General features: G+C 55.0%; 12 protein-coding genes. All 12 read left to right on the top strand.

What is annotated here, in order from left to right; translation table 11 throughout:
- Positions 1–3: 3 nt before the first annotated feature.
- The 12 genes from BTE28158_RS17050 (at position 4) to BTE28158_RS16995 (ending at position 13785) form a co-directional block, all read left to right on the top strand.
- Complete coding sequence (locus tag BTE28158_RS17050; RefSeq protein WP_151048447.1) at positions 4–972, top strand: glycosyltransferase; 969 nt, start codon at positions 4–6, stop codon at positions 970–972.
- A gap of 48 nt (positions 973–1020) precedes the next feature.
- Positions 1021–2175 (top strand): 2-deoxy-scyllo-inosose synthase, encoded by a 1155-nt coding sequence (locus BTE28158_RS17045; RefSeq protein WP_151048446.1) that lies wholly within the window; start codon positions 1021–1023, stop codon positions 2173–2175.
- 46 nt (positions 2176–2221) lie between these two features.
- On the top strand, positions 2222–3514 hold the full coding sequence (locus tag BTE28158_RS17040; protein WP_239007103.1) for a glycosyltransferase family 4 protein: 1293 nt from the start codon (positions 2222–2224) through the stop codon (positions 3512–3514).
- Entirely contained in the window at positions 3514–4266 is a 753-nt protein-coding gene (locus BTE28158_RS17035; protein WP_151048445.1) for an SDR family NAD(P)-dependent oxidoreductase, read from the top strand. The genes BTE28158_RS17040 and BTE28158_RS17035 overlap by 1 nt, the downstream gene beginning before the upstream one ends.
- 138 nt (positions 4267–4404) lie before the next feature.
- Entirely contained in the window at positions 4405–5406 is a 1002-nt protein-coding gene (locus BTE28158_RS17030) for a glycosyltransferase (RefSeq protein WP_151048444.1), read from the top strand.
- Complete coding sequence (locus BTE28158_RS17025) at positions 5403–7160, top strand: glycosyltransferase family 4 protein (protein ID WP_151048443.1); 1758 nt, start codon at positions 5403–5405, stop codon at positions 7158–7160. Before BTE28158_RS17030 ends, BTE28158_RS17025 begins: the two co-directional genes overlap by 4 nt.
- 88 nt (positions 7161–7248) lie before the next feature.
- Complete coding sequence (locus BTE28158_RS17020; RefSeq protein ID WP_151048442.1) at positions 7249–8445, top strand: glycosyltransferase; 1197 nt, start codon at positions 7249–7251, stop codon at positions 8443–8445.
- 11 nt (positions 8446–8456) lie between these two features.
- Positions 8457–9572, top strand: coding sequence for a glycosyltransferase family 4 protein (locus BTE28158_RS17015; RefSeq protein WP_239007104.1), 1116 nt, complete (start codon positions 8457–8459; stop codon positions 9570–9572).
- 5 nt (positions 9573–9577) lie between these two features.
- Positions 9578–10687, top strand: a complete 1110-nt coding sequence (locus tag BTE28158_RS17010; RefSeq protein WP_239007105.1) for a glycosyltransferase family 4 protein — start codon at positions 9578–9580, stop codon at positions 10685–10687.
- An 8-nt stretch (positions 10688–10695) separates the two neighbouring features.
- Positions 10696–11733 (top strand): GDP-mannose 4,6-dehydratase, encoded by a 1038-nt coding sequence (gene gmd, locus BTE28158_RS17005; RefSeq protein WP_151048441.1) that lies wholly within the window; start codon positions 10696–10698, stop codon positions 11731–11733.
- Complete coding sequence (locus BTE28158_RS17000; protein WP_170296406.1) at positions 11711–12619, top strand: GDP-mannose 4,6-dehydratase; 909 nt, start codon at positions 11711–11713, stop codon at positions 12617–12619. The genes gmd and BTE28158_RS17000 overlap by 23 nt, the downstream gene beginning before the upstream one ends.
- Positions 12620–12627: 8 nt before the next feature.
- The gene (locus BTE28158_RS16995; protein WP_151048440.1) at positions 12628–13785 is read left to right on the top strand and encodes a glycosyltransferase; all 1158 of its coding nucleotides are present in this window, start codon (positions 12628–12630) and stop codon (positions 13783–13785) included.
- The last annotated feature ends 64 nt before the right edge of the window (positions 13786–13849 follow it).

Genomic DNA, 13849 nt, shown 5'->3' with positions numbered 1-13849 from the left:
TGAATGAGCGATTCGCGTGTCTTGATCACGACCTATCCTGCTGCATTTCTGCATCGCGGCGGTGGGGAGCTTGAGCTGGTGGATCTGCTGGCGAATCTGCGGCAACTTGGCGTTCGCGCGGATCTTTACGGGCCGGGCTGCCAGCCGCTCAACCGGTACGACGTCGTCCTGCATTACTCGGTTGTGCCAACGGGTATGGAGTTCGTCCGTGAAGTGAAGGCCGCTGGCAAGAAGCTGGTCCTGTTGCCCGCAGTGTGGTGGTCGAAAGCACCGGCGCAGGGCGAGAAGGACTCGGTCGCGGCGTTCCTCGACCTCGCCGACGTGGTTGTATTCAAGTCGAAATCTGAGTACGCGAACATCGCGCAGCACGTTTCGCTAGACGAAGCGAAAGTGGTGTATTGCCGGTGGGGTGTCGATTCGTGTTTCGAGGAACTGGTCGACGGGGGCCTGTTCAAGGAAACCTACAAGCTTGACGAATACCTGTTGTCGGTTGGAATCATTGAGGAACGCAAGAATCAATTGGCGGCGATCCACGCGCTGCGTGACTCGAAGATTCCCCTTGTGTTCGTCGGGGACTATCGTGACCGTGCTTATTACGAAGCTTGCGTGAAGGCGGCTCCATCGCACTTCAAATTTTTGCCGTATATACAGCCAAAGTCGGAAATTTTGCGATCGGCCTTGCAAGGCTGTAAGGCGTTCGTTGAGGTCTCGCTCGAGCCGGCCGGTTTCTCTGCGTTTGAGGCTGCGCTGGCTCGCGTGCCGATGGTTCTCTCAGAGGGGGCGTGGGCACAGGAGCATTTTGGTGAATTGGTGCATCAGGTCGATCCAATGTCGCCGGCTTCGATTCAGGCGGGAGTCAAAGCCGCTCTCGAGACACCGGTCTCGCCGCAACTGCAGCGCAACGTCCACAACCAGTACCTGATGCCGCAATGTCTTGAGCCTCTGGTTCGCATGCTGCGCGTGCGAGTCTGACCCAATTCGATACTCATTGCGACACGTTGAGTGGTCCTTTGGAAATATATGAGCGAACATACAGTACCGCGAACCTTCAACTTCCATGCTGATCGCAAGCTGGAAAGCGAAGTCATCGTGAAGAAAGATGCCCTCCGCCATCTGGATACGATGGGGATTTTCGACCATATCCGAAAGGAGTCGAAACACCTGTTGGTAACCGACAAAAATGTGGAGAAACTTTACCTGCGTCGCGTGCTGGAATGTATCGAGCGTTCGGGCCGTTCGGTCCGCACGTTGGTCGTTCCGTCAAGCGAAGGCTCGAAGAGCTTCAAGTGGTACTCGCAGCTGGTCGAGAAGGCACTCGATTACGGTTTCGACAAATATTCGGTGATCTTCAGTCTCGGCGGCGGGGTGGTGAACAACCTCGCGGGTTTCTTGGCTTCGACGCTTTACCGTGGTATCGGTCTCGTGCATTTTCCGACCAGTCTGCTGTCGCAGGTAGACGCGGCTATCGATTTTAAGCAGGCGATCAATTACGATCATGGCAAGAATCTGATCGGGAGCTATTACCCGGCCTCCAAGATTGTGGTCGACCCGCTGGTGTTGCGTACGCTGGACGTTCGTCTCATCCGGGACGGGCTGGCCGAGGCGATCAAGCACGCGATCTGCCAGGATACGAAATTCCTCGATTACATCTGTTCGAACAGTGAGCATCTCGTCGATCCGGACTTCCTATCTGATGTCGTGACGAAATCGATCGAACTGAAACTCGAGGTGATGAGCGGCGATCTTGATTCGGATTACGATGAAACGCTGAAGCAATACGGTCATGCGATCGGTCACGCGGTCGAGCACCTCTCGGAGGGAGAGGTGTACCACGGCGAGGCGATTTCGATCGGCATGTGTGTTTCCGCGGAAGTCGCCTTGCTGCTTGGATTGTCGGATGAGGAGACCGTTGCGATGCACTACGACGTGTTTCGCAGGGTCGGCCTGCCTACTACGGTGCCCGAGGCATTTTCGCTGTCCGATTTGTGGGAAAAGATTCGCTATGACAAGCATTTCCTCAGTGGAAAGGCCTACATGGGCCTTGTGCGTACGGCAGGTGTCATGGCGCCGACTAACAACGGGAACTTCGGGCATTACATCGAGCAATCGGTGATATTTGAGGCGATCGAAAGGAACCGTCGCCAAGGACAGCGCGACGCCCTGCGGGTCAGTTGATCGGAGCTTAGCGGGGTTTGTGGCGGGCAGCCTCATCTGAGGCTGCATGGCTCACGAATACTCGTTTTGGCTGTTTGTTTGCACCGCCGCTGATGTCGAGCGGCGGTGTCTGTTTATTTTGAGATTGAAGTTCATGCGCCACCGTTTATTCTTCGACGTGACCGAACTGGCCGGGTTTGACAAAGGGACCGGCATCCAGCGTGTCACGCGTGCGTTGCTTCATGCGTTGAGGCGAAAAACGCCTGCGGACTGGAAGGTCATTCCGGTACGAGGGGACGGGGCAAAGGGCCATTTTGTAACTGCCACCGCGCTAGCCGAGCGTCAACTGGCGGGAAATCTCGATCCGTCTGTTGAAATTGCGATCGAACCGGCGAAGGGCGATATTTTCCTCAGCGTTGATCTTGCGTACAACATCACGCCTTCGCTGCGTCAGGAACTCGTCCGATTCCGTGCGCACGGAGTCGGCGTGTATTTCGTTGTGTACGACCTCATTCCGTTGATGTATCCGGAATGGTTCGAAGGAACCAACGCGTGGTTCGAAGGGAACGACTATCTCAAGCTATTCAATTTCTGGTTTGAGTGCGTCAGTGAAGAAAGCGATGGAATGATCTGCATCTCAGATGCCGTACGCAAGGACGTTGCTTCCTGGCTGGAGCGGTTTCCTCCGGCTCGCCAAGATCGACCGAAGCTCGAGTATTTCCATCTCGGTTCGGACATCACCGAGAGTCTCCCTTCCCACGGATTGCCGGCCAACGCACGGGACGTCCTGGAGCAACTCAGTTCGTCGACGACATTTCTCATGGTCGGCACGCTCGAACCTAGAAAGGGGCACGAACTCGCACTCGATGCGATAGAGATGCTCTGGGCGGAGGGCCGAGACGTGAAGCTCGTGTTTGTCGGGAGAGCGGGTTGGAAAATCGGGCATCTGACCGAGCGCATCGAGCGTCATCCCGAACTGAACAGGCGGCTGTTTTGGCTGGACGGCATCAGCGACGAGTACCTGCGAGAGGTATACATGGCGTCATCTGCGCTGTTTGCCCTTTCTCTGGCGGAGGGCTTTGGCTTGCCGCTCGTTGAAGCGGCGCATTTCAAACTACCATTGATCGTTCGCGACATTCCGGTATTTCAGGAAATTTGCGGCAATGCGGCAAGCTACTTTTACGGCGTGTCGAGCGAGGACTTGAAAGGCCTGCTTGTCGAGTGGCTTGCCAAGTGGAACGCTGGACAACGTATGTCGCCCGACGGTATGGAGGTGCTCACTTGGCCGGATTCCGCCACGCAGTTGATGGCGGCTATCGGAAGAATGCGAAACAACGAATCTTTCTGGGATGCTGACTAATGCGTAAACGCGTCATCGTAACTGGGGCAAGTCGTGGCATCGGTCGTGCGATTGCCGAGGTGCTAACACTCAAGCAATACGACCTCGATCTCATGGTCAGCAGCGAGGCGTCGGCAGAAGAGCTGCGATGCGCTGATTTCGTGAAAGAATCGGGTGCGAACGTGTTTGCGGTTGATCTGGCGAGCAGCGAGCAGATTGGTCAGTTTGTGGCCGGCTGGCGAGAGTCGTTTTGGGGTATCGTGAACAATGCGGGCATTTGCAAGACGTTCGGTATGCTCGATGAAGGTGATGATCCTTTAAATGAGGTACTGAGCACCAATCTGACCGGCCCATATCTCCTGACAAAAGGGTTGCTGCCGCGCTTGAGCCGGCCCGGTCGGATCGTCAACATTGCATCACAGCTCGGTCAGGAGGGGCGGGCCGGATACTCTGCTTACTGTGCATCCAAATTCGGCTTGATTGGCATGACGAAATGTTGGGCGAAGGAGCTTGGAGCGGAAGGTGTGACGGTCAACGCGGTCTGCCCAGGTTGGGTTGGTACCGAGATGTCATTCAAGGATGTTGATCGTATGGCTGCTGACCTTGGCATGGGCTCGGAGCAGTTCTACCAGGATACGTGTGCACCACTCGAATTGAAGCGCTTCAATACTCCGGTTGAGGTGGCCAACTTGGTCGCGTTTCTATTGTCAGACGAAGCATCGGGCGTGACGGGGCGAGATTGGCTGATGCATACGATTTGGAATCAACAGTAGTAGTCGATCGAATTTCGCGTCGTGCCGACGACATCGGCACATGAAGGATATTTCGCGGCGCGGACGCCCGGCAAGGCCAGTGGCGACGAGCGCATATTGTCCGATGGTTTAGAAATCTATCTGTAGCGAGTGGGAATCTTGAGAGTTCTGATCGGAAGCTATCCTTGGGCCTTTGACTGCCCCGGTGGGGGGGAGCGCCAGCTATGTGCCTACTACGAGCACTTGCGTGCGCTTGGCGTTTCGGTCAATCTTTTCGACCAATGGAAGCCCGAGTTTAGAGAGCACGATGTGTTCCATTTTTTTTCGGTGATGCCGGGGTCATTTCAGTTGTGCGAGCACGCTAAGAAGCAAGGTTTACGGCTCGTGATCAGCCCGAACCTTTGGGTTACTGAAGAAACTAAATATTGGTACCCGCACGACGAGATCAAGCGACTCCTTGCAATTGCCGATCGTGTGGTTGTCAATTCGAAATTAGAGGCCGAGAGTCTTGCGCGTGTTTACGAATTGCCGCTCGAGCGCTTTTCGGTCGTGTACAACGGTGTCGAAGACATGTTCCTCGGCACCGCGGATGGTCGCGATTTCAAATCTCGTTATGGGCTAGAGAACCAGCGATATCTGTTGAACGTGGCGAACATCGAGTCTCGGAAGAACCAGCTTCGGCTCATCGATGCGATCAAATCGTTTCCGGATATGAAGCTCGTCGTCGTTGGTTTGGCCCGTGATGAAGTTTATCGCGACAAATGTTTCGAACTCGCGGGCGATCAACTCTTATTTGTTGGCGAACTGCCATATGGATCGCCTTTGTTGCGTTCTGCATATGCGGGGTGTGAAGCGTTCGTTATGCCAAGCACGCTGGAAACTCCGAGTATCGCTGCGCTTGAGGCAGCCGCCACCGGGGCAAAGATCGTGATTACAAGTGTTGGGTCCACTGTCGAGTACTTCGCTGACCAAGCTGAGTACGTTTCTCCGGATTCTACCCAATCAATTTCGGAAGCCATCGAGCGAACGCTTCAGTCGACCGGTAGTTCGGAACTCAAGAACCGAATCGAACGAAATTTCACATGGCGAACAATCGCGAATGATCTTCGTGAAGTCTATCGGAATGAACTTGATATTGCGGGGCGCGCAGACGCGTCATGACTGCTATGAATGACGATCCGAAAATTTATTTCGACTGCACTTCTACGATTCGTGGAGGGCTGAACACTGGTGTTCAGCGCGTAGTGCGTGGCTTGCTCGAGCAGAAAGATGTATTCGAGCGCGAACTCGCAGCGGAGTTTGTGCCGATCTGTCATCAGTTTGACTGGTACTATCGGTTGGATGATGCGCTGAAGATGGCGGAGGCTGACCGTACAGATCCGTCATGCTCGAAGATCTCGTTTGGTTATCGCGATATTTACTTATGCGCGGACGCTTTCTGGACCATGGGTATGACGGAGTGGTTGCCGTTTATCCGCAGCCGCGGCGCGACAGTAGTAAATGTCGTGTATGACCTTATTCCGCTTACACATTCGCAGTTTTTCGAGCCGAGTGACATCGATGGTTTTCGCCATGCGCTTGACGCCGTAATCAAAAACGCGGATCTTCTGCCATGCATTTCGCGGGCGACGCAGGCAGATTTGCGGAAGTATTTGGAAGAGAAATCGTGCGGAAAAGTCGCACCTTGCACCGGCGTATTTGCCCTGGCACCTGGCTTGCGGCCCGACGCGGTGCGGGCTACGCACGGTGATGTAGAGACGCCCGCGGCATATATGCTGACCGTCGGGACGGTGGAGCCCCGCAAGGGCATCATGCGATTGCTCGACGAACTGGAGACTGTCTGGTCGCGTAACGACGATATGCCGCTCGTGCTGGTAGGGAAGCGCGGAGCCGGTGCGGACGAGATAGTCGCGCGCATCGATTCGCTCATGGAGATAGGGCGACCGATATCATGGCGGTCAAATGTGTCGGATAGCGAACTCAAGGTGTTGTACGAGCGGGCGACGGCCGTCATTTGCCCTTCGCATGCCGAAGGCTTCGGTTTGCCGCTCGCAGAGGCGCTGAACTATGGCAAGCCGGTCTACGCAAATCGCTTGCCGGTTTTCGGCGAGTTTGCTGGCAGCTATCCGTTTTATTTTGACGTCAGTAAGCCGGGAGATCTCGCGCGTCTTATTGGTGAGCGGGCCGGATGTTCGGTGGTTGATCATTCGCAACTCGAATTCGCGGGTTGGGCGGAATCGGCCAAGGAACTATCGGCACTGGTTCGTCAGGTCGCGCCGCAATACGCATTCGGACTGCCGCCGTTCAAGCAACAGACTTCGATCGAAGCCGTTGCGTGGGCCTATCGACTGATTCTTGGACGTGAATTGGACGACGTCGAGATAGCGCAACGATGGGTTGAACAGTGCCCGGTGATTCCGAGTCTCGCGACGGCGCTTCACGGTGAACTCCGGAACTTCGAAAGCCCGCTTGATCAAGAGGCTATCCGATGGGCGTATCGAATTCTTCTTGATCGAGAAATCGATAGCGACGAGACGCTAAAGTTCTGGCAGGAGCGCTGCCCGACCCTTGCTGATCTCAAAGGTGAGCTGCAGGCTGGGTTGCTCGAATCGGACGGCGTCCTGTCTCCAGAGTCCATTAAGCTTGCATATGAAATCATCCTGGGCCGAGCAGCGGACGCCGACGCAGTAAATTACTGGATGGGGTCGAAGGCCAGCTTGGGCTATCTGCGCGACCACTTGGTATTCGGGGTGCTTCTTGATGCGGATAATACGGTAACGCCAGCATCAATTAATTTTGCTTACCGTATTATTTTGGGTAAGCCTGCGGACGCTGATGCTATAAATTACTGGATGGGTGCGGGGGTGAAATTGAGTGGGCTGCGAGATCATTTGATGTCTGCGCTAGCCCATTGATTTGCCTGATGAGATATATATTATCGTCCTTGGGTGTGGGTGATTGGGGCGATAGGAGATTATTTTGGCTGCGGATTGGATGTAAATCATGATCGCGAAAATACTTCAAGTTACGACGTACCCCATTGATCACCCGGATCATGGTGGGAAGCTGCGATCTTTTTATATTAGAAAATCACTTCGGGAAAAATTTCGCGTCGAGACGCTTTCGTTCTCGCTGAGTCAGGGGGATTCGATTGCGGGGCTGAGCGTCAATCTTGATCATGACGGCTGCATGCAGGTCATCAAAAATGGATACCTGGCAGATTGGGGGATAAATGATTATCTTGGAAGTCGGCCGGAGTTGAGGGCGCGAGTCGTGAGCGCTGTGAAAGAGTTTTCGCCGGATATTGTCCTGATTGAGCAGCCATTTATGTGGCCTTTGATCGAGGAGATGCTTCGTGATCGCGCTATCGGTGATGCTCTTGTTGTTTATAGCTCTCATAATAATGAATATGCGCTCAAGAAAGATGTTTATGAGGGTATTTTTCGAGGAGCTGATCTTGAATCGAATCTTGCGCGCGTCGCTGAAATCGAGCGTGGTATCGCCCGGCGTGCTGATCTGTCATTGGCGGTTACGGAGGGAGACGTCGAGTATCTGAAATCGATGGCGCCGGCGACAGATGTTCTACTTTACCGAAACGGCCATCAAGGGATCAATGACGCACCAGCGAAGTCACGCTGGTTGCAAAAATTTAAAGATTACGAGCGAAATTGGGTTTTCGTCGGTAGCTGGCACCCGCCTAATATTGACGGTTTGCATGCACTGATTGGAGGCGGAATTAATGATCTGCCGAGTGGCAGGCTCAAGGTTTGGGTGTTTGGGAACGCTGGGCCGGGCTTGATGGCGACGTATGGCCTTAAGGAATCGGACCTCCCAAATTTTAGCATTCAGGGGCTTGCTGAAACGGACGAAATAAATTCGGCGATCGCCGCCGCTGCTGGTGTCGTGTTGCCGGTATGGGGGGGAGGTGGGAGTAACTTGAAGACTGCGCAGGCACTTCTCTCGGGTAAAACGGTTGTTGGGTCGAAGTATTCGTTCCGCGGGTTCGAGAATTATATGCGCGAGCATGGTGTCTTTCTGTTCGATTCACCTGCCGAACTGGTGGCAGGGATGGATTCAGTGCGGGTGGAGGAATCATATGTTCGACCGAGCGTCGAGCAGGAATTGAAATGGGAGAATCTGTTGGGTGATCTTCCGGAAAAGATTGAAGAATATTTCTTGAAAAAAAGCGTTGCGGGATAACTGAGTGGAATATGGCAATTTATTTTGACTACACCACATTGGCGCGCTGGACGGGTAATCCCACGGGAATAAGTCGCGTGGTGCATCTGATTGGTGCCGAGCTTGTGAAACTTGATGGTGATGTCGTGCCTGTTAGTTTCTCTGAGCAGGAAGAGTTGCGTTACTATGATCCAAGCGCCAAGGCGATGGGCGATCGTGTGCATCTCTCGCCGCATGACGTCATTTTTTCGGCTGGCGCAAATTGGGATATTCCAGGGTTCAATGAGTGTCTGAGGAAAGTGCGAAAGGAGGGCGCGAAAGTGTCCATTCTTTTCTATGACACGATTCCGGATAAATTCCCCTATTTTTATGGTCCAGGATTTCCGGATATTTATCGCGCGTGGCTGCGAGAGACGTTGTCGCTTGCTGATTTTTCATTTTCGATATCGGAAAACACGAAGCGGGATGTTATTGAGTTCGCGGAAAGAAGTGGCTTGTCGGCACCAGAGATCAAGGTGATTCGGCTGGGCGATGAAATCCATCGCGGCGAGGCGAATTCGGTAGTGCCCCGTCCTGAGATTTCGGGCCTGGGTAAGTATGTCCTGTCGGTCGGTACGGTTGAATGTCGAAAAAATCATATCGCACTATTGAATGCGTATCGCTTGCTTGCGAGCGAGGGGACGAGCGACCTGCCGAAACTGGTGATTGTTGGTCGACAGGGATGGCTCGACTACTCGATCAAGTTTCAGGTTGAAAACGATCCGGCAGTCTCTGGCAGCATTTTTGTGATGTCCGATGTTTCTGATGCGGAGCTGGACTATCTTTATGCGAACGCAATGTTCACGCTCTACCCCGCGCTTTACGAGGGGTGGGGCCTGCCGGTCGCGGAGAGCCTGCGCTATGGGAAGCAGTGCGTGACTTCGTCGACGTCGAGCATGACGGAGATTGCCCCCGAATTGACGCGCTTCGCGCACCCGTTGAAGGTGGAGCAATGGGCGCGGCAAATTGAGGAGCTTTATCTGAATCCAGCTCAACTGTCGGAGGAGACCGCTCGTGTTGTGACCAGCTACCGCGGGACGTCCTGGATGCAAAGTGCCGAGCAGGTGTTGACCGGGCTCCGCTCCGATAAGACGGTATTCAATGGATGAGCGCCATGGGACGACTATTTTTTGACTATTCGACGATGGTTCGGTGGCATGGCCGTCCCACGGGTATCCCCAGGACGGTCGAACGTCTCGCGCATTCGTTCAAGGCGATCTATCCTGAGACGATCTTTATTGCGATGGACGAGGAACTGCAAGGCTTCCGCAATTTCGATCTGGAGACGCGTCAAGCTGGCGCCGCGGTTGAATTCGTGCGCGGAGACAGGGTATTTTCGTGTGGCGCTAACTGGGCGTTTGCTTGCTACAACCCCGTCGTCCGAGGGCTGGTCGCAGCGGGCGTCGACTTTCATCAACTGTTTTACGACATGATTCCCACGTTGTTTCCGCACTTTTATGAGCAGGCGGAAGGCTACGGCAACTATATGGGGAACTGGACGCGGGAAACGCTGGATCTTGTGAAATCTTCGTTCGCGATTTCCGAGGCCACGCGGCACGACGTATACGCCTGGACGGGGGTGACGGAAGAGGCAAAAGAGATCGCAGTTGTCAGGCTCGGCGATGAGCTAGATGTCCCCGAGTCTGTCGACGCAGGGGACGCTGAAGGAAAATTCGGTTACCTCGGAGATTTCATTTTGTCGGTTGGCACGCTCGAGCTGCGCAAGAATCATGTGGCGCTCATGAATGCGTATCGACTGCTGAATGCTGATGGCAAGAGAGAACTCCCGAATCTCGTCATCGTCGGCCGGCCCGGATGGCTGAATAATTCGCTCGAATTCCAATGCCAGCACGATCCAGCCATCAAAGGCAAGGTTTTCGTGCTTTCCGATATTTCGGATGGCGAACTCGATTATTTGTATCGGAAGTGCCAGTTTACGGCATTTCCTTCCTTGTACGAAGGTTGGGGATTGCCGATAGCCGAGAGCTTGCGATATGGAAAACAGTGCGTTGCTTCGTCGACTTCGAGCATGGTAGAAATCGCGCCCGACCTCGTCCGGTTGGCGCACCCCTTGAAGCCAGACGAATGGGCCTGCCACATTTTTGAGCTGACGAGCAATCCGATAAAGCTCGCATCCGAAAACGAGCTCATTCGATCGACTTACGTCGGAAGTACTTGGGACGCATGCGCACGAACCATTCTGCGCAAACTTATTGAACAGTGAGAAACAAGATGGAAAAGATTGCAATCGTTACCGGCATCACAGGCCAAGACGGTGCGTATCTCGCGGAGCTTTTGCTCGAGAAAGGCTATGTCGTACATGGGACGTATCGCCGCACGAGCTCGGTGAATTTCTGGCGGATCGAGGAACTCGGTATCGACAAGCACCCGAACCTGCATCTCGTCGAATACGATCTGACTGACTTGTCGGCCAGTATCCGGTTGTTGCAGCAAACCGGCGCGACCGAGGTCTACAACCTTGCTGCGCAGAGCTTTGTCGGCGTTTCGTTCGATCAACCTGTCACCACGGCCGAAATCACGGGTATCGGACCGCTGAACCTGCTCGAGGCCATCCGCATCGTCAATCCGGCGATCCGCTTCTATCAGGCATCGACGTCGGAAATGTTCGGCAAGGTTCAGGCGGTGCCGCAAATCGAGAGCACGCCGTTCTATCCGCGAAGCCCATATGGCGTTGCGAAGCTTTACGCACACTGGATTACCGTCAACTATCGCGAATCCTATGGCATCTTTGGATGTAGCGGAATTTTGTTCAACCACGAGTCCCCGCTGCGTGGGCGCGAGTTCGTGACGCGCAAGATCACGGACTCAGTGGCGAAGATCAAGCTTGGCATGCTCGACGTTTTGGAGTTGGGAAACCTCGATGCGAAGCGCGACTGGGGTTTCGCGAAGGAATATGTCGAGGGGATGTGGTTGATGCTGCAGTCCGACAAGCCTGATACATACGTTTTGGCGACGAATCGCACCGAGACGGTCCGTGATTTCGTGGCGATGGCGTTCAAGGCAGCCGGTACGCAAGTCGCGTGGAAGGGAGAGGCGGAGAACGAGATCGGCGTCGATGAAGCTACGGGTAAGGCCGTGGTGCGCATCAACCCGAAGTACTATCGCCCGGCTGAAGTGGAACTGCTGATCGGGAACCCGGAGAAGGCAAAAAGCGAACTCGGCTGGCAACCTCAGACTACGCTCGAGCAACTGTGCGCGATGATGGTAGAGGCGGATCTGCGCCGCAATGAACAAGGGAAGTCGTTCTGACATGCCGAGCGTCCTGATAACAGGAATCGCGGGGTTCACGGGCAAGTATCTCGCGGACCTGTTGCGTATGCGTGGTTACGGCGTCAGCGGAATCGCACACAACGTGTGCTCCGAGGAGGAGCACATTTACCAGTGCGACCTGCTGGACCGGAGTGGTCTTGCGAACGTGGTGCGCGAAGTGAAACCCGACTACGTGGTTCACCTGGCTGCTATTGCGTTCGTAGCCCACGGCGATGCGGATGCCATGTATCGCACTAACGTGGTCGGCACGCGCAACTTGCTGGAAGCAGTGGCGGCGGCTGGCCACATTCCTCGCTCGGTGTTGCTGGCCAGCAGTGCAAACATTTACGGCAATACTGCTATCGACCCGTTGGTCGAGACTGTCGCGCCTTCGCCTGCCAATGATTACGCAGTCAGCAAGGTTGCAATGGAGTACATGGCGAGCCTCTGGGTTTCGCGTTTGCCTGTCACGCTCGTGCGTCCGTTCAACTACACCGGAATTGGTCAGTCGGTGAACTTCCTCTTGCCGAAGATCGTCGACCATTTCAAGCGAGGCGCACGCGAAATCGAACTTGGAAATCTCGATGTCGCCCGCGATTTTTCCGATGTCAGGACAGTTGTGGATGCTTATGCGCGCCTGCTCGAAGTCGAGCCCGCGGGTGATGTTTTCAATGTATGCTCGGGCGACGCGGTCACCTTGCGGGACGCGATTTCGATCCTCGAGCGAGTCGCCGGCTATCAGATCGATGTGAAGGTCAATCCTGCGTTCGTGCGCGCGGGGGAGGTAAAGTACCTCCGCGGCAGCAACGAAAAGCTGCGAAGCCGGATCGGCGAATTGAAGGCGATCTCGCTCAAGGAAACCCTGCAGTGGATGTATGAAGCGTAAAGGCGAGCATGTTAAAGGCGCTTCATATTTATCGTACGTATTTCCCCGATCCACCGGGGGGATTGCAGGAGGCGATCCGGCAGATTAGCCTCGCCACGCGGGACTGTGGTGTCGAGTCGCGGATATTCACGCTGTCGCCCACGCCAGCGCCGCGCGAATTGCAGTTCGCCGAAGGAAACGTGATCCGGTCGAAGTCGTGGATGGCGCCGGCCTCTTGCGACATCGGCGGACCGGATGCGTTCTTGCGGTTTCGTGAGCTTGCGAATTGGGCTGATGTTCTCCACTTTCATTTTCCTTGGCCGTTTGGCGACGTGCTGCGGCTTTCCGGAATGAGGAACAAGCCGGCGGTAATGACGTACCACTCTGATGTTGTCCGGCAACGGTATCTCGGATATGTGTACGGGCCGCTGATGCGCTGGATGCTGAGCTCGATGTCAGCCGTTGTCGCAACGTCTCCTGCCTACGCACATTCAAGCCCGGTCCTGACGTCGTTCGTACGTCCGGATCGGGTACGCGTGATTCCGCTCGGCATCGCGGATTATGCGACTGATGATATTGCGCGGCAGTGCGGACCGGACACGCTGGCGCGACTTTCGTTGCGCAACAGGCCGTATTTCCTGTCGCTGGGCGTGCTGCGTTACTACAAGGGGCTTCACACGCTGATCGAAGCTGCACCTTCTATTCCGGCCGATTTGGTCATAGCCGGATCCGGTCCTGAGTTGAATCGCCTGAAGGCACTGGCCGCCGCGGTTGGGGCGTCAAACGTGATATTCGCAGGGCAAGTTACGAACGAAGAGAAGGTGGCGCTCCTAAAAGGGTGCCGCGGGTTGGTGTTGCCGTCTCAATTGCGTTCGGAGGCGTTCGGCATGGTGTTGGTCGAGGCATCAATGTTCGGGAAGCCGATGGTGTGCTGCGAAATCGGTTCAGGCACCTCGTATGTCAACGAGCATGGTGTGACTGGCTACGTCGTGGAGCCGGAGTCGCCGCGTGCGTTGGCGGTTGCCGTTAATGCGTTGCTTGATGACGAGTATGCATCGGAGTGTATGGGCAAGGCTGCGCGCGCGCGTTACGAGCGCTTGTTTTCTGCTCCTGCATTGGGTGGAGCTTACAAGGACCTGTATGAAGAGGTCTTGGGCGGCGGTCGGACGGACAGCGTGTCCGGTTGAGCGAGGTTTTTTTCGAAGCAGGGATCATGTGTTCGCCAAATCGGAAAATACAGCAGTAGCAGCA

The organism is Burkholderia diffusa, assembly GCF_902499115.1.
Classification (GTDB): Bacteria; Pseudomonadota; Gammaproteobacteria; order Burkholderiales; family Burkholderiaceae; genus Burkholderia; species Burkholderia diffusa.
Note: the sequence above shows the minus strand (reverse complement) of the source record. Positions and strands in the feature narration are given on the sequence as shown.